Raw genomic sequence first — 22,829 nt, 5'->3', positions numbered from 1 at the left:
TTGCAATGATGGTAATCGCACCGGTACCCGACGAGATAACGTCAGAAAGGCCATTGCTGAAAGACACATCATTGTCGCCGGTGATCTCAATCGTCGCATCCGACGTTTTGATGAAGTCATTGGCAACAACGTCACCACCCTGTGCCGTAATGGCAATGGCCGAGGTTGTCGTCTGAACCTGATCAAGCGTAATTTTCTTGCCCGCCGTCAGGGTGACTTTACCGGTACCACCATCAATGGTGCTTTCATCTTCCTGATACAGATCGCCTGCCGTTGCGGTGATGCTCACATCACCCGAACCGGTCGAGGTCACATCAGCTTCACCATTAAACAGCGTCACATTCTGTGCCGCCGTAATGCCGATATTGGCATTACTGGTCATGATGAAGTCTTTCGCAGTAACCGAGCCATTCTGCGCCGTAATCGCGATATCCGCACCGCTTGTCTTGACCTGATCGAGCGTCTGACTATCACCTGCGGTCAACGTGACCTTGTCGCTGCCACCGTCAATCGTCGAGCCATCAGCTTGCGTGATTGAGCCTTTGGTCGCGATGACGGTTACATCACCGGTGTCTGTCGAGGTCACATCCGAAAGGCCATTGCTGAAGGACACATCATTGTCGCCAGTGATATCAATTGTCGCATCCGACGTTTTAATGAAGTCATTGGCAACAACGTCACCACCCTGTGCCGTAATGGCGATGGCTGATGTCGTCGTCTGAACCTGATCGAGCGTGACTTTATTGCCCGCCGTCAGGGTGACTTTACCAGTACCACCATCAATGGTGCTTTCATCTTCCTGATACAGATCACCCGCCGTGGCGGTAATCGTCACATCACCCGAACCGGTCGAGGTCACATCAGCTTCACCATTAAACAGCGTCACATTCTGTGCCGCCATAATGCCGATATTGGCATTACTGGTCATGATGAAGTCTTTCGCAGTAACCGAGCCATTCTGCGCCGTAATCGCGATATCCGCACCGCTTGTCTTGACCTGATCGAGCGTCTGACTATCACCTGCGGTCAACGTGACCTTGTCGCTGCCACCGTCAATCGTCGAGCCATCAGCTTGCGTGATTGAGCCTTTGGTCGCGATGACGGTTACATCACCGGTGTCTGTCGAGGTCACATCCGAAAGGCCATTGCTGAAGGACACATCATTGTCGCCAGTGATATCAATTGTCGCATCCGACGTTTTAATGAAGTCATTGGCAACAACGTCACCACCCTGTGCCGTAATGGCGATGGCTGATGTCGTCGTCTGAACCTGATCGAGCGTGACTTTATTGCCCGCCGTCAGGGTGACTTTACCAGTACCACCATCAATGGTGCTTTCATCTTCCTGATACAGATCACCCGCCGTGGCGGTAATCGTCACATCACCCGAACCGGTCGAGGTCACATCAGCTTCACCATTAAACAGCGTCACATTCTGTGCCGCCATAATGCCGATATTGGCATTGCTGGTGGTAATGAAGTCTTTCGCAGTAACCGAGCCATTTTGAGCGGTAATCGCAATATCCGCACCGGTCGTTTTCACCTGATCCAGCGTCTGGCTATCACCTGCCGTCAGCGTAACCTTGTCGCTGCCACCATCAATCGTCGAACCATCCGCCTGCGTGATCGACCCTTTGGTCGCGATGACGGTTACGGCACCGTTGCCCGTGGAAGTTACATCCGACAGGCCGTTGGTGAAGGAAACATCATTATCGCCAGTGATTTCGATACTGGCGTCAGAGGTTTTAATAAAATCATTGGCAACAACATCACCACCCTGTGCGGTAATCTGGATGGCAGACGTCGTGGTCTGAACCCGATCAAGGGTCACCTTTTTCCCGGCAGTCAACGTGACCTTGCCGGTTCCACCGTCAATGGTGCTTTCATCTTCCTGATAAAGATCGCCTGCCGTCGCTGTGATGGTCACATCACCGGAACCGGTCGAGGTAACGTCAGCTTCATCGTTAAACAGCGTCACACTCTGTGCCGCCGAGATATCGATGTTTGCTGTATCGGTCGTGATATAATCCCTGGCAACGATAGAAGCAGAACGCGACGTAATCACGATTGCGGCATTCGTCGTTTGGACCTGATCAAGCGTCACATCCTGATCGGCAGCCAATGTGACTTTACCCGAACCGCCGTCAATCGTGCTGCCATCGGTCTGGGTAAGGGAACCGGTGCGTGAATTGATTGATATTGCACCGGAGCCCGATGCCGTAATATCGGCTTGCGCACTGTTCAGATGAACATCGTTTTCAGCGACAAGCGTTATATCCGCCGCCGAGGTTGTGATGAAATCATTGGCTTCGAGATAACCGCCATCTGCGGTTATTTCGATGGCTGCATCGCTGGTTTGCACCTGATCGAGGGTGACGTTGCCGCCAGCAAACAGAGTAACTGCACCGGTCCCGCCATCGATACGGGATCCGTCGTTTTGTAAAATGTTTCCCGAAGTGGCGGTAATACTGACGGTGCCACCATTGGCAGACGTAACATCGGAATTTGCATTAAACAAATTAACCGCAGTTGCCGCCTTGATGATGATATTGCCGCCATCGGTGCTAACCGCATTGTTCAGGGCAATAGCGTTGGTCTGCGCGGTAAGGGAAATACCAGCATTGCCGGTTTTAACTTCATTAAGCACCAGCGCCTGATTGGCAAGCAAAGTAACATTGCCGGTACCGCCATCAATAGTACCATCATATTGCATAAGGCTATCGCCAAGCGATGTAATTTCAACATCACCGCTGCCAGACGAAACGATATTTGTGTTGCTATTATGCAGCGTGACTTTTTTGGCGGCCTTAATGGCGATTTTGCCATTTTCAGTCTGAATGAAATCATAGGCATCAAGCGTGTCGCCTTGTGCCTCAAGTGTGATATCGGCATTGCTGGTCCTGATCTGGTCAAGAACCAGATTTTGTCCGGCAGTAAGCGTTACATTTGCCACCCCGCCATCAATAGTCGAACCGTCTTTTTGTTCGATGGAACCGGCCGTTGCGATAACCGTAACGGCACCCGAACCGGTCGAGGTTACATCAGCTTCGCCATTATCAAAGATTACATTCTGTGCTGCTGTAATGTCGATTTTGGCAGCACTGGTGGTGATGAAATCCTTTGCCGTTACCAAACCGGTCTGCGCGGTAATGGCGATATCGGCGCTGTCCGTTTTAACCTGATCCAATGTCAGGCTATCTCCGGCTGTCAGGGTTACCTTGCCGCTGCCGCCATCAATGGTGGAACCGTCTTTTTGTTCGATGGAACCTTCCGTTGCGATAACCGTAACGGCCCCCGAACCGGTCGAGGTTACATCTGCTTCGCCATTATCAAAGGTGACATTCTGTGCTGCTGTAATGTCAATTTTGGCAGCACTGGTGGTGATGAAATCCTTTGCCGTAACAGACCCGTTTTTTGCGGTAATAACGATATCTGCACCGGTGGTTTTAACCTGGTCAAGTGTCAGGCTGCCAGATACAACCAGCAAGACCTTGCCCGTCCCGCCGTCAATGGTGGAACCATCGGTCTGGGAGATTGAGCCATCCAGTACGCTTAGCGACACCATACCAGCGTTTTGCGATGTCACATCAGCCAGCGCATCATTTAGATCAATGAGTTTTGCCGCTTGTAGCTCGATGTCACCATTTGTGGTGGCAATGGCATCGGAAACGGTAATCACGCTCTCTAGCGCATTGGCTTTCAGGGTAATATTACCAACATTTGCCGAAATGCCGCCCTTGGCGTTGGCAACCGATATGCTGCCGCTCGCATTAATATCGATGCCGGATTTATTGGCATCAGTTGTTTGTTGCGACACACGGTTAATGTTCAGGTTCTGAGTGTTTTCAAGTGTCAATTTGCCATCACGGATGATGACATTATCCAGCGTTGACACCGTGGTAACCAGATTAACATTGCCACCCGCATCAAGGTTAAGCGAAGCTGCTGTGATGCTGTTGGTGAATTTATCAACAATGTCGCCTGCAGTGGTGTTAAGGGACACCGCACCCGGCGCCGTGATTTCATGGATCACAAGACCCGTGCCACCGGTAACGGTAACCGCACCATTTGCGGCCTGCTGGGTAATTTTGGTTACGTTCAGCGTATCGGTTTCGTTCAGTGCCACCGCGCCACTGGTAGTGTTGGTGGCCGTAACGGAAGCCAGATTTGTTTCTATCGCATTGTCCGCACCAATACCGGTGGCGCTGTTGATTGTCACACCGGCACCAACGGCGTTGGCAACAAGGTCGATGTTGGAATCACCGCTATCTGTGATACCGCCATGCGCCGTTGTAAGAACAATCGCATCAAGCGTGGCATTATTGGAGACAAGATTGGCAAGCCCGATATCGCCATCGGCCACCAGGGTTGCCTTTCCGGTGCCAACATTAATGGACGCCCCATCGGTCTGACGGATATAGCCGCCATTTTCACCGGCCTTGGCCGCCGTCAATGACAGATCACCATTGCCTGTCATCGCAATAGAACCAAGGGCACCGAAAGTAATGTTTTTATCTGCCACCAACGTTGCCGCACCAGCAGATGACGTCCACACGCCATCAATTGCCAGCGACCCGTTATTTTGTGCGGTCAGGAAAGTTAAGCCATTCGTTTCAAGCATACCACTTGATGCCAGGGTTAAATCGCCCCGGGTAATGACTGTCGTATCCGTCGCACTGGTAATTGCCACAGTTTGCAAAACAAGACTGTCTTTTTCCGCAATGTTGATTTTGCCGCTGTCGCTGTTGGCAAGGCTTAGCCGGGTCACATTGGTATCAATTGCGTTGGCACGGCCAATGCCTTCATCTGCTGTCAGGCTTACAATACCATTGTCATTGCTGCTGGTAATGTCGTCATCGGTATCCCCCCCATCGATAATCTGACCTCCGGCATCAACGGATATGGCACTGGAACTGGCATTACTGGTCACCAGCGATGCCAGGGTAATGTCACCCGCGGCTGTTAGACTGATTGTCCCGGAACCGGCATTGATTTTAGAGCCATCAGCCTGGGTAATATCAGTTGTGGTGGCGGTCATGGAAACAGCACCACCGCCCGATGAAATGCTGCTGGCCGCGAGCATCACGATATCGCTGGCGGACTGATAGGTTTGGGCGTTGCCATGACTGTTTACGCTGGAACGCAGCGTAATGCCATTATCGGCATTAAGGTTCAAAACACCGTTCACATCGACAGCGCCAAGAGCCAAAAACCGCCCCGGACCGGACAGATAAGCCCCCCCATCAGCAGTGGTAAGAATCAGGCTGCCATCGGCACTGTTGATACCAACATCAAGCGCCCCACCGGTTGCCGTGCTGCCAATGCTTTTGGACGCCGAGAGGGTAATGGATTGGGCCACGATATCGGCGATGGCGTCATTCGCACCATCAAGAATACTGCCATTATCTGCCGACAGATTGACATTGTGGCTGGAGAACAGGCCATCAACATAAATATTGCCGCTGATTTCGTGCATATAAATATCGTCTGCTGCACGCGCAGTAAGCAAGCTACCGTCGGTCTGGTTAATCATGATCGGGGCAGATGCCGTGCCAATATGGCCGTCACCAGCTTCAAAAATCATGCGGCCGCCCTCAAAGTTGGCACCGTCACCATCACGGCCATTGGTAATGCTGCCGCCAATTTTAACGCGGATTTCCTGGCCCGACGCATTAAACACGTTCAAATCATTTTCCGAGCCGAGGAACAGATCCCCACCAGCCTTGATCGTGGTTGTTCCTGTCGCGTCGATGTCAAAATCTTCGCGCTGAACAATGGTCAGGGTGTGGTTGGTATCATCGCGGATGATATCGTCGCGCTCAGCGGCCGCCATTGCCACTTTAACTTCATCGGTCAGGTCGTTTGATTTCGTCAGATCCAGAACAATATCGCCATTATGGCTGCCCATATTGCCTTTAACATCAATCGTTACATTGCGCGCCGAGACATTGGCCGTTTCAACAACCGTGGTCGTATCTGTCGTTTCCTTGAACGCAAAGGAAGGCAACAGGTTGGTCAGTTCTTTTTGCGTCCATTTGTACCCATCGGTTACTGCCGCAATTTCGTCGCTGGTGGCAGTATAGCTGTAGTCGGCGTTATAGGTAACATCGCCAAATTTATCATAGGCCGTCCGATAACGTTCGGTCTGACGATCTGCATAAGACTGAATGGCATCACTATCCAGTCCGGCATCGGTCAGGCTGCTGCGTTCCTGATCACTAACAACATAGGTGTAATCAGCATCAACGGCATCGGCAACATAGTTGCCGTCGCCATCCTTATGAAGGTTACGCAGGGTGAAATAATCATCGTAAAGCGTTTCCTGTTCATTTTCATACGCCTTAACCTGCGCATCCTTTTTCGCATCGGCATCCGCACCAGTCAGATCCAGGCTGTCAAACAGGGCCAGCAACTGGTCCGTCGTGTCGGTGTCTTCGGTTTCGTCGATATTGCCATCAATCAGATTGCCATCTGAAACCTTGATCGACACATCACCAACGGTTTCGATCCGGTTAACGATCAGATCACCGCTGACTTCCTCGACATTAATATCACCGCGCGCGGCCTTGGCGGTTAATTTGCCGCCATTTGCGGCATCGGTGTCAACTTTCAGAACGCCATCGCTGGTGCCAATTTTGCCATTACGCGCAATCAGTTCAACATCGCGGCCCTTAATCACGCCACTGCCCGATGTGATAATATCAAAATCGGCCCGCAACCCGATAGAACCGCTACCTGCCGTCAGGTTGCTAAGAACCAGGCTGCCACCCGGAGCATCAAGATAAATGTTTTTACCCGACGTAACCGAAACCAGATCGCCCGATTTTTGCACCAGGTTAAGGTAATTATCTGCCCGGCCAACCGACCCGTTGGCCGCCGAAAGAACCAGATTCCCCGACTGAACCGCGCCGCCATTGCTGTAAATGTCACCGGCGGTTGACGTTAGCGTGGTTGCCCCGCCAACGTTCTGCAAACTGCCACCAAGGGCAATGCTGCCCTTTGATGTTACATCAACTGCGCCGCTATCATAGCCGATAAAGGCGATGTCTATTGGTTTGTCTGCCGCGACCGAGTGGTAATAATAGGTGTTGGTACCGGTTTCGGTGATGGTTGTACGTTTGAATTCGTATGTGCGCGAGAAACAAACAAACCACGCACAATCACTGCCCCAGCTGCGTTCAGAATCACCCTGATAAATCTGTTTGTTCGATGTTTCTTCATCCGCCGAGTTAAACGTATAATCCGCAAGACCGCCATGCTGGGCGACATAATCGCCTTCGGGTAAATCTGCCTGGCTAAGATCGTGCGATTGGGGATACCCGGAAACAAGGTTAGAATCTGAAAACTCCCGTTCGGAAATCGGAATAAACCCGAACAGGCTTTTCTGCTGCTTGCTATATGCTTTTGTCGTTTGAGTGGTGGTTGATTTACCCGCCATCCAGTAATAACGCATGTCATCTTGCATGGCATAGGTGGATGTACGCCCGTTATTTGATGACTGTAATTTGGTAGCCTGCGCGCTGTCTGTGCCCGCGTTGCTGTAAACCTTCAGGCTGTCGCCAATGCGTTCATACCGCGTGATAAGGGCACGGCCAGTACCATTATCCTTGCTTTTATCAATTAGCGTGATCTGGCCTTCGATGCCGCCGGTATCGACGTCATCAAGCAGCACGGTATTGGTACTGTTATTATTGATGGTAATCTGGCCATAGCCATCAATTACGTTGATTTTGCCGTTGCCGGTTGAAACCAGACGACCACTAAGCAGGACGGTGCCACCTTCAACCTTGGCATCGAGAATGCGAATTTCACCGGTAACCCGGTCAAGTTCCGCCTTGATGCCGCCCACACCAACCCGGCCCGATCCCATGCTGATGCCAACATTTTTGACTTCAACATAGCGTGCACCGCTGCTATTGCCTGCCGCATAAGCCGCATCAACGTCAGACTGGTTGATGGTAATTTCCTTGTCCGCAATACCGGACTGGATCACACCATTGATGTTGATGGTATCTGCATTGATGAAAACATTGTTCGCCGCAATGGTCGAACTGCTGTCATCTGCGGCCTGCGATACGTTATTGGCGCTGCCACTGGTTGCACTGCCATTTTCATACTGGTTGACCAGAGATCCGAACCCGGCATCGGGATGCGCCCCGATATTGAGCAGGGTTTCAGGAGAATCAAAGACAAAGTCGCCGCCGGTGGAAATTTCAACGGTTTCCCCGCGCATACTGGCAACAGAATAGATCGAACCCTGGTCACTTGTAACCTTGATCAGACCATTAATATTATTGATTTGCCCGGCCAGAATAACATCGGGTGCGGCAATATTAAGTTTATTGCCAAGGTTATAAACCCCTGAATCCGGGTCAAAGTTATTTTCAATAATGATTTTCGGGGCATCCGAGGAAACCGAACTGACCATTTCCATCGTCGCCGTACCATCGGCATTGGAATTACGGGCATTAATATCTGTCGCGGTTAACACCGACTGACCATTAAACAGAATTTGACCACCCAGTTCATCGGGAATAGTCATTTCGGCGATGCGGATCGGCATCGGCGAGTTGTTAATGATCTTGATTTCAGCATCGCCAGGGCTGTTGATTTTACCCGAGCCAACAACATAATCGGAATACAGTTCAACATTCCCGGTGGCGGCTTCAGTTGGGTCCACCTGGATAACATCGACATATTCATCAGATTTACGGCTGGCAATGGCCGCACGCAAAATGGTCAGGCGGCTTTCAATATCGGATTTGATTTGAACACTGTTGGCATCGGTGGAACTGCCATACCGCAACAGGACATTTTCCAGACGGGCAACTTCGGTTTGCAGGCTTTGGCCCAAATTCTGATCAGCCAGAATGCTAAAGCCCATACCTTCACTGATTTCTTCGGGCGTAAAGACCTTGATGATTTTGGGAACACCGGGGTTATCCGGGTCTTCGGTGGCCAAAACCCACTGGTCATTGTCGGTATCATAACTGGGGTAATACCGAACCATATTGCCATCGGAATCAGCGACATAAGAACTGAAACTGGTGCCAAAGGTAATATAACGCTTATTGCGAATACCGGTACGAAGTTCACCGTCAACCTTGATACCACCAACACCTTCGTTTTTGCTGGTACCGCCCACAACTTCAAGCGAGCCTTCGGTATCTGCGCCAAACACATCGCCAATTGCCTCAAGCGCCTTTTTGGCAAGGTCGGTTGCACGTCCCACACCATTGGCAAACAAATGGCCTTCGGTAGCCTGAACCCGCAAATCCTTGGCCGATGCAACAAGGCTGCCACTGCCGATGGTGACCTTGCTGTTATGAATTGCCGACGCATCGGCAGTTGGCGGGGTGGGAATGGAAATAGCTGTTTTGTTAAACAGGCGCGTATCAGCCTTGGCTTCGATAATACCCAGGCCGGTTGCGTCGGCACCTGCATAAATCTCAACATCACCAACCCCGACAAGATTGGTGTTTGATCCCACTGTCACCGCATCGTTGGCCGTAACCGATGCCTTGGAAACACCGCCTGCCGCCCCGGCAAAACCATAGGTAACGGAGCGGGCACGCGCGCTCATTTTCGCATCGCTGCGTGCCGCAACGCTAAGGTCGCCGGCCTGGGTTTGCAGGGAGGCATTATCCCCCATCGTAACGTTGCTCGAAAGATTGGCCGTTTGAATTGTGCTTGCAATTGGCGCGCTGATCAAACCACCGCTATCAAAACTGCTTTCGTCATCGACGGTAACATTGGTTTTTGCCTGAACCGATGCGACACCCTGATTTTGCGATGTGCCAAACACATACACATTGGAATTTGCCCCAACCGAGATATTGGTGCTGGCATTCATCGTGCCACTGGAAACACCAACCGCCATGTTAAACCCGCCACCCTGGCTGGTTTTAAAGTTGGCATCCGAAACCAGATCCTTGCTGAGTTCATTTAAAGCCAAAAGCGACAATTGATGGGTGCGAAGGCCGGTTTTTGCCCCAAACCCGGCCCAGACATCGCTGGTGCCATTCACCACCAGCGCCCCGGCCGCGGCCTGTGCCAATGCGGCCCCGGTCGTATCAATTTTGCCATCATATTTGCCACTTGATGTGGCGCTAATGGTGGTTGTGCCATCCGCACTTAACGTTGTCAGGGCCGAATTATCCCGCGTGCCCGCCTTGACCATACTATCAAGGTCCACCTTGGTAAGGCCAGCTTGCACCACACCAACACCACCCGCACCGGAAATCGTATCACCATAGGCATGTTCCGCCCCAACAGCCGTAATCGACAAATCGGCCATCGTGATGGCGTTTGTACCGGCGCCCAGCAAGGCATTGCTGGTTGTTGTCACATCAACAACCGCGCTGTGGGCCCCCACCGCAATCGCCCCTGCAGTAACACCAATCGCGCGGGCTTCTGCCGCAGATTCATTACGCGTATTTAACGAAATACCGTGGTCTGCAACCGCCGTCGTTACGTTGTTTTCATCGGTTTGGGTACGTTCAATCCCCAAAAGTTTAACGTTATTACCGGTGGATGCGCTTACGTCGCCGTCCAGCGTTGTGACTGCCGACGAACCAGCCGCCCCGACCAGCAAACCACCACTGCCTGCCGTGGCCGTGGCATCGGCATTATTGGCTGCCCCCTTAAGCAATTTGGCATCAAGGGTAATGGTATCGCCGGTGACACTGGCGTTATCGTCAACAAGGGCCGCAACATTGCGATCCACCAGGGCCTGAGAGATGGAAACACCCAGGCTGTAACCCGCACTTAGCGATGCACCAATGGCCTGTGCCTTGGCATGAGGTTCGTCGCTGGCGGCAACAAGAACATCACCGTCGCTATATAGGGTGGCACCGGTGCCAATTTTTGCTGTGGTATCCCCGTCAAGGTCAACAGTGGCATCTGCCCCGGCACCTGAACCGACCAACCCCAATGACGCGCCAACAGAATAGGCATCAAAACTGCCCCCGTTAGTGGCAGAAACCGTTATGGACCCGGCCGGGTCACCTTTTTTACCAATCCTGGCATTGGCACCGACCTCGGATTTTACGTCATCGTCAGAGCTGGTAACTGCAACCGAAATCCCCGCAGCCGCAAAACCCGCCGCCCCGGCAATCGCCCGGGATTGTCCGCCCGAACTGTTTTGTGCCGTAATCGACACGGCGTTATCGGCAAAAATATTTGCCCCGCTGCCAACCAGTGACTGGGTAGTTGTTGAGCGATCCAGCACCGCAATTGTTGCCGCAACACCCACCACACCGGCCGACGCGCCATAGGCTTCGACCTTGGAACGGTCGGTTTTATCAAGCAGATCGGACGAAATTGTAATCGTGTCGCCAGCATCAAGATCGGCATTCTGGCCAATCAACGCCTGGGCAGTTGTGCCCATACTGGCAACAGCAACCCAGCCGCCAACCCCAACAGCACCAACCGCAGCACCACCGGCAAAGGCCCGAACACGGCTTTCATCCTTGGCGGTCACATTAATATTGCCGCCAGCTTTAACCGTCGCGTTCTGATCGATAACGGCGGAAACACCATCGTCAAATGTGCCATTGCTGGAATCCAGCGCCCCCATAACGTTCCGGGTTTTGGATTTTGCCGTGGTGCGATCGCTGTTGGCATCCCCAGCCTGCGAATGTGCGAGTTTACCGGCATCCGAACTGGTAAGGTCGGCACTGCGATCTGTTCCCGCGTCACTATTGACCTGATCGGTGATGCTTCCGTTGTCCGACGTCAGCTGATCGGTGCCCCGGCTGTCGGCATCGCCACCCAATATGGCAATGGCAACGGACCCGGCAACGCCTGCCCCCAGCCCGCCTGCACCGGCAATACCAGTTGCAGAAATATCTTTTTGCGCGTGTGCCGTAACCGATACATCGTCTGTGGCTGAAACCAGCGTGTTTTGCCCGATACGGGCCGCAGTTGAATTACGGGCAACGGCAATGTCCATGCCAAAGCCAACACCGGCGACACCGCCAACGGCACCTGCACCGGTGACACCGCCAACAGTAAGGCTGTTGTTGGCGGAAACCAGAACCGCCTGGTCATCATCGGCGGTAACGCTGGTCTGGTTGATTTTGGCGCCATCGCCAATTTCGGCCAGTGTTTTAACCGTGGCTGTGCGCACACTAATCGCGCCCTGCAATGCCAACCCGGCAGATGCCCCCCCGGCAACAGTGTGCTGGGTCATGGTTTGCGCAGAATTTGCCGCTACCGATGTGGTGCCATCAGCGTTGGTAACGGCGTTTTTGCCAATCCGGGCGGTTACATCGGACGACGCAACAGCCACCCCGATGGCACCACCCGCCGCCGTTACACCGCCAACCGATGCTGAACCAATGGTTTGGCTAAAATCGGTGTTTTCCGTGGCACGAATACCAAGGTCATCGCCAGATGTAACAATGGCACTATCGGACAATTCGGCAAGAACCGTATTATCGACAACATCTACCCCCAGCGACACATTATGTCCGGCCAGCGCACTTACCGCGCCATTTGCCGAAACACTGTCGAGGTCCTGATCCGAAACAGCCAAAACCGTAATGTCATCTTTGGCTGATACCGTGCCACCCATTTTGGCCGACAGGGTTTTGGCAATAACATTGGTCGCAGCCGCAGCACTAACCGCCGGGCCTGTCCCGGTAACAGCAACCGTAACCGGAACCGTCGAAAGATCGGTACTATCATAGGCAGCAACCAGCACATCCTGATTATCGGACGCACCGGCATTAACAGCATTAATCACTGCACTGGTGCCAATTTGTGCCAATGTTGACCCGGCAATAACATTAACCGTTGCAACACCCGACAACGCCCCGGCGGCACTGGCCCCGGCGCTAATCGGAAGGGCTGTCACATCCTGATCGGACCGGGCAACAACCGCCAGACCGGTAATGGTTTCCGAATTGCGCGTCAGGGTCGAACGGTCCACATCAATCGCAGATACCGTCAGGGTGCTGTCATCGTCATTGGTCTGGGTGGTTTTGGCCAGTGCGGTTTCTGTGCTGTCGCTCCGCGATCCACCGGCGGCCGCAATGTTAATACCGCTGCCATTACCCAGAATATTAAGTTTGGCACCATCGGCAATAGTCGCCTCGGTTGTGGCAGAAACGGTATTAACCGAAACAACCCCGCCCAGGGCAGCCCCGCCAACCGCTACCGATGTTGAAATATCGTCAAGTTCGGCATCATTCAGGGCCTGTACCCGCATGCTGCCCGTGGCGTTAATGGCGGCACCTTCAAGAACCCTGGCCGCGGTATCTGATACAATCGTATTGATTGCTGCCGTACCACCGGCACCGACAAGCCCGCCCTGCACACTAACAGTCACAGCAACCAGGTTGTCGTCCGATGTCGCATCAAGGGTAATATTACGGGCAGCATCGACCTTTGCATTTTTACCAATCCAGGCGTTGGTTTGCTTGGCAATTGTCGTCACGTTTGCCGCGGCACCGATACCGACAATGGCACCACCAGCGGCACCACTAACCGTAACGACATTGCTGTCGCTTTTGGCATCAATTACAACATCCTGGCTGCTACCATCGGTAACGTCATCGTCCTGATTGACCTTGGCATTATCCCCGATATAAGCCGTTGCATCAGACAGCAAGGTCGTAATCGCCACCGAACCATTGATGGCCGTGTACAATGCCCCACCGCCAGCAGCCGCAGCATTTATAACGCTATCATGGCTGGCCGCCTTGATTGAAATAGCACGCGTTGCATCGACCGAGGCCAGATTGCCAATATAGGATTGGGCCGAACTATCGACCGTGGTGATGGTAATGCCACCGCCAACAGACACACCACCACTGCCGGCCACTGCCAGCGTACCGGCAATGACCTTTGATGTATCAGCCGAAGTAATGGAAACATCCTGCCCTGCAATCAGCGTTGCACCCTGCCCGACAAAGGCCTTGGTATCATTGCGTGATGCCTCGGCTGTGGCGTTAAAATCATCCGTGATCTGATTTTTACTGCGTTGCGCACCGGCGGCATTATTCGCGGTGGTGGCTTCCTCGCGGTCGCCCAGGGCATTGCCGATCAGGTTTTTGTTGGTGGCTTCATCGGCAGCCGACCATGTATCACCGCTATTGTCCTCGTCACTGCTCGAAAGATGTGATTTGGCGTCATCATCAATAATCCCGCCAACAAAGGCCACGGTTAACGCCCCGGCCACACCGACCTGGCCGCCTGCGGCCCCGGCCACGCCAAGCTGCAGCAACTGTTTTTCCGACGTGGCGGAAATTGAAATGTCATCATGCGCAGAAACAACGCTGCCGCCGGAAACAAAGGCATTTGAATTATTGCGCAAAACAATAACATCAGCCGCGGCACCAATACCTGCCACGCCACCACCGCCAAGCCCGCCGGTAACGCTCACCACGCGCACAAAGCTGTCAGCATCGATATGAACGTTTTGGCCACTGAGCGAATAATCGGCGTTCTGGTTAACCTTGCCTGCGACATAGGCCTGTGTGGTTGATGTATGCACACCGACACGCACCGAACCGGCCACACCGGCACTGCCGCCACCTGCACCGGCAACAACTGCCGCATATTCCTGTTCCTTGCCGCTGGCAGAAACGGTGGTTTTGCCTTTGACATTGGTTTGGCCGTGGGTGTCAATATAGGCAGTTGTGGTGTTATCTTGCACCGATACACCCAACGCCCCGCCAACCCCGGCACTGCCACCTGCGCTGATCTGACCAGCGACCTGAACAAAAGTGGTATCGCTGTCGGCATCAAGGGTGATGTCGCCATCCGTGGTAACAAACCCGTCAATATAGGCTGTTGTCACATTGGAAGCGACCAGCACCGAAAGCGATGCCCCCACACCGGCATTGCCCGCCACCGCAACATTGGCGGCAACCGAAATGGCATGGGTCGCCTGATCGGCGGCCACGACCACATCATCGCTCGCCCCCACCACGGCATTCTGCCCGATATAGGCACTGGTGGTTTTGCTCAGGGTAAGACTGTCAATCGAACCGCCAATACCATTACTGCCGCCAATAGCAACGCCGCCCGCCACATCAATAGACAGGGTATCGCCCTGTGCCTGCACGGTAACCGTTTGGGCGGTACCAGCCGCGCCGGCGGCCTGGTTAATTTTGGCGCCATTATCGATATAGGCCTTTGTCGTATCAGAAACGACACCAACAGCCACAGCACCGGCCACTGCGGTGCCGCCACCCGCCGCCCCTGTTGCCGAAATATTGGCAATATCCTGGTCGGAATAGGCAGTAACCGATAGCCCCTTGCGTTTTTCCGTCGTCAGCGTTTTTTTGAATGCACCATCTTTCAGCTCATCAATGCTGGACGACTTGAGCGCCAGTGCGTCATCGGACGTTGTTTGCAGTTTTGACCCGGCAGTATCGGTATCCAGGGTCGAAAGACCGTTAAACAGGGCACTTGAAAGAGTTGCCCCGCCCGTCATCACATCAAGACCGGTGGCATTACCACGTGCCGTAACATTGGCATTGCGGCCAATATAGGCGGTTGTTTCGCCAATAAAGGTTGAAACACCAAGCGACGCCCCACCGGCATTGCCACCACCCCCGGCGCCCGAACCGGTCAAAATCAGGGCATCGGTTTCATCGCTGGCATGGATGGCCACATTGCCATCACTAATAACAGTGGCACGCGATACGCTAACGGCATCGTTTTCGGCCAATTCACCAATCACAGCAGTGGTGGTGTTATCAATCAGGGCCAAGGCACCCGAACCGGTGATCGCCGTACCACCAACCACAGCAACACCAAGAGACAGCGCCGTAATATTTTGTTCGCTGGTTGCCGTGACATTCACATTGGTATCAGCAGTGGCAGTACCGTTCAAAACGGCCTTGGTATTTTTGGCAATGGCATTGCTGGCAAGCACGCCACCAACCCCGGTTCCCGTGCCAAACGCCCCGGAACCAATGATATTACCAATGTCGGTTTTGTCCTTTGCCGTAACCGAAATGCTGCGCGACCCGGCAGTATTTCCGCTATTTAGTTTGGCATCATTTCCAACACTGGCGGTCGTGTCACTTTTAACCGTATTGGCCCCTAACGAAACGGCAACTGTTGTACCACCGCTTGATACGGCCGCACTTACCGTTGCGGCGGAAATATCCTCGCTGGCATCGGCATTAACGGCAATGGTATTGGCCGCATCAATTTCGGCGTTATCGCCAATACCGGCACGGGTCTTGGCCAAAATAAGGTTGGTGGCAATCCCGGCACCAACACCGGTTTGCCCCGAAACTGCCAATCCACCAACAAAGCTGGTAATGCCGGTTTTGCTGGTCGCCGCAACATCAACGCCGCCTTTTGAAGAAATGGCTGAATGCGACGAAACAAGCGCGTTTGCTTCGGTTTCAATAACATTGATCCCGACCGAGCCACTGACGGCTGTTCCGCTGCCGCCAACGGAACCCGCCACCAGTATTGACCCAAGGTCCTGTTCGGCCTTGGCGGTGATGGCAACATCGCCGCTTGCGGTCAGGCTGGCACCCGACGCACTGCCGGTTTTGCCAAGCTGTGCCGAAACCGTATCGGCCAAAACCATGGCATTAAGCGTAACGCCGACCCCGGTTTTCTTCGACGCACTAATCGCGCCGCCCAAGGTGCGGGCATTCTGGCGGTTTTCGGCTTCCAGCGTGATATCTTTGGCGCTGGCCGTTGCCGTGTCGGCAATACTGGCGGTGGTTTCGTTCTGCGTAACTGTTACCGAAAATGACCCGGCAAGGGCCGTATTCCCGGTGGATGCGGCACCGGCCAGGGCTTCGGTATAATAGTTTGATGTCTGGAAAACCGATGTCGGGTTTAACAGCGAATAATCACCGTCAAAGCCAAAGCTGCTTTCTGACTGGCGCAGGTTTTTGGCCGAAACGGTCAAATCACCAGTTGTTAAGATTTTAGAACCTTCATCGACAAGGGCCTTGTTGGTATTCCCTGCATTAATCAAGGCAAAGGTGGCACCAACACCGGCTTTTGCTTCGGCCCCGGCACTTATGGTGGCGGCAATGGCCCGGGCGACGATGTGGTTTTTCTCGGTCGAGGTAATATTGACCGCACCAGTTGAGGTAACATCGACATTTTTGCCAAACGATGCACCGGTATCGTTATCAGTGTTGATCACACTAAGCGCACCGGCCACACCGGTTTTTTTGGCACCCGCGCCCGCAACGGCCTCGGCCATCAGTTTATTCGCAAAATCAGCCGACTGGTTTTGTGTGGCCTGTGCCGTAACATTCACACCGGTAGATGCGGTGATTTTCGTGTAATCGCCCAGTTTGGCCGTTGTTTCATGGTCTGTTGCCGTTACGGCAACGCCAACCGCAATGGCTGTGTCGGTCAACACAGCGGCACCTACACCTTGCGTTTGGGCATTGGCATCGTTCTTTGCCGTAACATCAATTTTGCCGCCCGATGACAGGCTATACGCCCCGGTCGAGGTGCTGTCATCAACACTGGCACTGCTTTTACGGCTGTTGACACCAACACCGACAGCAGCGGCAATGCTGATCGATTTACCGCTTTTTGAACTGTCTGTTTTGCCCGTTTCATCCACCGAACTGGTTTTGTTATTCCCAGACGTTTTCTGATCTGTCAGGGCCTGGGCACTACGCGGTTTTTTATCGCCACCATCTTCATTGCCAAAATCACCGGCCAACAACAATTCATCGGTCGCGCCAACAAATTTGTTTTTATAGCTTTCAAGCAACGTTCCGCGCGCCGTTGCCAGGGCCAGCGTTGTATCCTTGCTAAGGGCTGTCGACGAAACCGTAATCGCCCCTTGTGCCGCAACCGAACGTGCCAATGATGCGCTGGTTGTACTGTTGGTAATGCCCAGCGCCAGCGACGCTCCGGCGGCAGCCTTGTCGCCTGCGGCTTCGCCGTCTGCCTGCACCAGTATTTTGGAATCCGAATTTGCGGTAACGTTTACCTTACCATCCGATGTCAGGGTATCCTGATCCGTGCCAATACGGCCTTCGGTGGTTTCATTGTTCACCGCAATGGCCACCGCCGCATCCAGCGAATAGGCCGATGTATCGCTTTTTTCTTCAAGGTTTAAAAGATCGGTCGAAGGCGCACTGGCCGCTTCGGCATGGGTTGTCTGTTCAACAGCAGACGTGGCACTAACCACAACATCACCGGTGTCGGTGGTGGTCACTTTTGCGCCGTCACTGATGCGCGCGCGGGTAACGGTATTATCCACCGTAATGGCAAACGACGCCCCTATACCCAGTTTGCCGCTTCCGCCGCCGCTATCACCCGTGCTGTCATTGCCCGATCCGCTATCGGAATCAGATTTGCCGGCTTCAATTTTTTCACCAAGCGATGTCAGCTTGCCATTAATTCGGGCCGTCATACCGCCAAGTGTTGTGTAACGATCTTTAAATTCGTCCAGGGTTGGCGTTTTTTCCCCAACCGCCCCCGACGACATCGTTTCTATGATGCGGCTGGACGCAGCATTAATCGCCGCACCACTTGCCCCAACAGTAATGTCGGCATTGGCACCAATATCGGTTGTTGTTGTCTGATCAATCAGGGAGATGGCAACCGCCCCGGCCAATGACAAATTGCCTACGCCAGCCCCCGCCACTGCGGATGTGACATATTTATTGGCATCATCCACAACATCGTTGTCATCCTCATCCTTAACAGCATTGCCGTCTTCATCCAGCACAGTAAAGCTGTTGGTTAAGGCCGACAGGGTTAGCCCCGTACCGGTTACCTTGGTGCTGGAGCCAATTGTGGCGCTGTTGCTGACATTGGCGATGTTCAACGCCACTGCCGCCCCGATATTATTGTCCGCTTCGGCGGCACTGCCATCGGCAGCGGCCTGGCTATCGGTGTTATCAGCCGCTGTAACCTTGATATTTGCGCCCGAAACGGTCCGCGACGCCGCAATTCCAGCACTGGTACTGGTGTCGGCAACTGTCAGCCCCAGGGCCGCAGCGGCCGAAATCTTGCCACCTTCGTCCGCATCATCGCCCTTGTCTGCCGAAACATTGGCCTTGCTGGCCGTTTTATCGCCATCCACCTTGTCCTTGTCGGCGGAATAAAGGTTCCCAAAGGCGGCGGCCTGTTTGATGGTTCCCAGAACATCGCTTTTTGCTGAATCGCTGGAATCTTCGTCCTCGGTCCCGGTATCGCCCGGGTCGGTATTTGTACCGGCAGCCGCCCCTGTGCGAATATCGCGTGCGGATTTTGCCGAAATGGTCAAATCGCCCGTGGTTGTCAAATCGCGGTCCAGCATCGCAGTTGCATCAGCGTTAACCGTGCTAATGCCAACGGTCAGACCAATTGCAACTTTTGACGCATCATCAGCATCGCCGCTTGCGGCCTTGCCAACCGACAACACTGCCAGATTTTGCTCAGCCTTTACCGATACGGCACCGGCCAGCGACAAAGCCGCATCCGATGTTTCAATACCTGCCGTTACATGATCATTCGCAACAGAAAGCGCCAGAACCGGGACAAGCGCCACACCACCGGCCCCTGCCGAATTAGCCGTTGTTTTAACCGACCCGTTCGACACCGCCGATACCGTCAACCCCGACGCATTGGTTAAGGTGGCACCGCCGCGCAATGCCGCATCAACCGTGCTATTGGAAATGTTAATGGCGATGGCCGCACCAATGCCGACGCTGGGCGATGCGTCCTCGTCTTCTTCGGTTTCGGTATAGGTTTCATAGGCCTCGAACAAGGCACCAATAACCGTTTCATCATCGGGCGCACCATCGGCGACCACACCGGCGTCTGCGCCGCCGGTTGCAACAATTTCAATGGATCCGGCTTTACCATCCACGGCAACGTTATCGCCAATTTCCGCAAGGGAACTGTTGGAATTAACAATCAGCAGACCCAGGGCCCCGGCGAAACCAACGTCTTCGGCTTCCTGTCCGGCAAAGGCTTGCACGCCAAACGAATTGCCATCTTCATCGGTAATATCTGTATCGATGCTTTTGGTGGTTGCGTTCACCGCAACACCCTTGGCATTAACTGTTAGCGTTTTGGTGTTATCAGCCGCAATGCTTGCCAGTAATTTGTTATCCACCGTCTGGATGGCAACACCAGCCCCCCCACCGGCTTTGCCGCCTGCCGTAATTCCGCTGGCAAGGGTATTGGTACGCGCGATGGCCTCGGCATTAACGGCAAGCGCCCCTGTCAGCGACAGCGTTTTATCGGCGTTCGACGAAATCAGGGCCTGCGTGTCAAAATTACTTGAAACATAGGAAAGCGCCCCGGCAACCTGCGCGCCGCCACTGCCTTCTTCTCCTTCTTTGGGTTTTTCCGACAGCTTGTCGGTTATCTGGCCCAAAACACCGTCAAACAGGGCTGAAAGCTCGCCTTTTTCAGTGTCGCCCAGCCCGGTTTTGTCCAGCGCATCGCCAAAAAGGCCTGACGCCGTACCGGCCCCGTCTGCCACACCGGCACGGGACGCGGTATTCTGGGTTGTTACATTTTGTGCATTCACCGTCAGGCTGCTAGCACCCGAAACAGTGGCACCTTCGCCAATTTCGGCAATCGCTGTGGCGCTGACATCGGAAATTGCCACACCGATGGACGCGCCGGAACCGCCGTTTTCAACGGTGGCAGCATCAGCAATGGTATCAACCTGTGTTTTGCCCGTCGCCCTGACGGTTACGGCATTCGCCTGCGTGATTTTGGCGGCCCCCATCATGCGGGTAGTGGCGCTGTTATCAATCACGGAAACAGCCGTGGTCACACCAACGGCTGCTGCCACCGATTTGGCAACGGCTGTTGAGTCTGTAATTGCGGTTGATGTCACATCAACATCACCGCCAGCGGCCAGTGTTGCCGAACCTGTCAGCAAAGTTGATGCCGTGCTGTCTGTCACCGCAACCGATGCGTTGATCGGGCTTACCAGCAACGCCCCGATGACTTCGCTGGTTATTTTGCTTGAAGATGCAAGGCTGATATTGCCTCCCGCAGTGATTGAACCATTGGTCATGGTTAGGCTGGCAGTGGCACTGCGGGCGTCAAACACTTGTCCGGTAAGGGTTGGCAGGCCCTGCTCGGCCTTTGCCAACACCGTCACATTGCCTGATGCATTGATAACAGTATTGGTCAGGGTGACGGTTGCCGAAACATCGGATAGCGGGTTAAGGACCAGATCCCCGTCATTGGCTATGGCCGTGGCCGTAATCGAAACATTCGCACCCGTCAGCGACGCGCCTGTCATGGAAATGGAATGGCTGGTAGAACCTGCGGCCTTGATGGTGATGTCACCCGCCCCATGGTTTTCGCCGCCATCACCGGCATCAAGGGTCGACCTATCACCCAAGAAGATATTACGGGCAGTCAAAGTGATATTGCCCGACTTTGACGTTACTGTTTTCGTCGAGACCGTCACATCATCTGCAAGCGTAATCGTATCATCCGCTTCAAAGACATAGTTGGTCCCGTCATTCCTGGCGAGATCCGACGAAATCGTCAGATTTTCCGGGTCAATCAGGACAGTGCCCGCCGTGCCATTAACAGCACCACCGGCAAACGTTCCACCATTCAACGCAACTGATTTTAGGGCACTAAATTCGGCAAAACCACCATCGCCCGAAACGTCACCACCCGATATATCGATATGTGCGCCGGTTTCAAAACTTGCATTCTGATCGGCGAAAATCGTGATATTCCCACCGCTGGAATCTGCGCCAACGCCGTGGGCAGAGATATCTGCCCCGGCACGCACCGAAATATCGCCCGTCGCGCGCACATCGATCGTACCGGCATTTTGCCCGTCGGCCCCGTTAGCCGCCAGAACACCCGAAATATCAACGCCCGAAAGCCCGCCTTTGATTTCGATATAGCCACTCTCATCAACAACGGCTTCCTGCCCGGCGTCAAGGCCTTCGACATTAACCACATCGGAAAAGGCAATCTGATTCAAGGCCTGGGCACCAACGACAACGTTGCCCGCCACCTGCACACCATTGGCGATCAGGGCGGCCTTGCGGGTGGCACGAACCGACCCGTCAATCGTGATCAACCCATTTTCCGATAACGGCACCTTACCGGCCAGAAGCTGCTGTAACGCGCCTTCATTGGCATGGCCCGGTGCATCAAAAAATGCGCCGCTAAATTCCTCGCTCGGTGCCATGATCGTCAGGCTACCGACATTTAACTGTCCCTGCGCACCAATCGCCACCCCGTTAGGGTTCAGCAAATAAACCTGGCCGCCGATCTGACCATTTTTGATTGAATTCAATATGCCATCAATATGGGACCTGGGGCCATTGACCATATTGATCAAATGATCTGCCTGGCCCGGCACAAACAGGTTTACCGTATTGCCCTGATAGACATCGAATTTGCTAAACGAGTTTAACGCGCTGTTGCCCTGAATGGTTGATGTAGTGACATCCGTTACCGACCCGTGGACATTGAGGTTGGTGGCGGTTTGCCCGTCGGTCACAATCTGGGGGGTGGCACTTGCCATAACAGGGGCAAGAAACGTTGTCGTAGTTAACGCATAAGCAAAGGCCCGTTTGATAACCTTGTGCTTGTTTTCCCGAACGACCGCCAACATCTTGTCATGCTCCCCAAGCCTGCCACCACCCATGTGTGACAAGAATTTCAATATCTGTACTCAGCCAGACGGCACACACTAACGTGCAACTGCCCTTATCATTCCCGTCGTGCAATACATGCACTCTTCCTGTAAAACCCGGCGGGTTTTACCAATCGATATATGGAACAAGCTGATTGCAGGGCGGGAACCGGATCGCATGGCAACATCCCTGGCGATATCCTTTCGGATAGCCGATATGTTTCTGCGTCCCTGTCTCCCTACAGCCTACCTGCCT

At 53.7% G+C, this 22,829-nt stretch carries 1 protein-coding gene; it reads right to left on the bottom strand.

Annotated elements, in window-relative coordinates:
• Positions 1–22,552 (bottom strand): filamentous hemagglutinin N-terminal domain-containing protein (locus tag THS27_RS22305; RefSeq protein WP_085594633.1); only part of this gene is annotated, 22,552 nt, incomplete at its 3' end.
• Positions 22,553–22,829 lie beyond the last annotated feature (277 nt).

Origin of the sequence: Thalassospira sp. MCCC 1A01428 (assembly GCF_002115825.1) — a bacterium.
Classification (GTDB): Bacteria; Pseudomonadota; Alphaproteobacteria; order Rhodospirillales; family Thalassospiraceae; genus Thalassospira.
The sequence above is the reverse complement of the archived record's forward strand: the minus strand, read 5'-3'. Positions and strand labels throughout refer to the sequence as shown.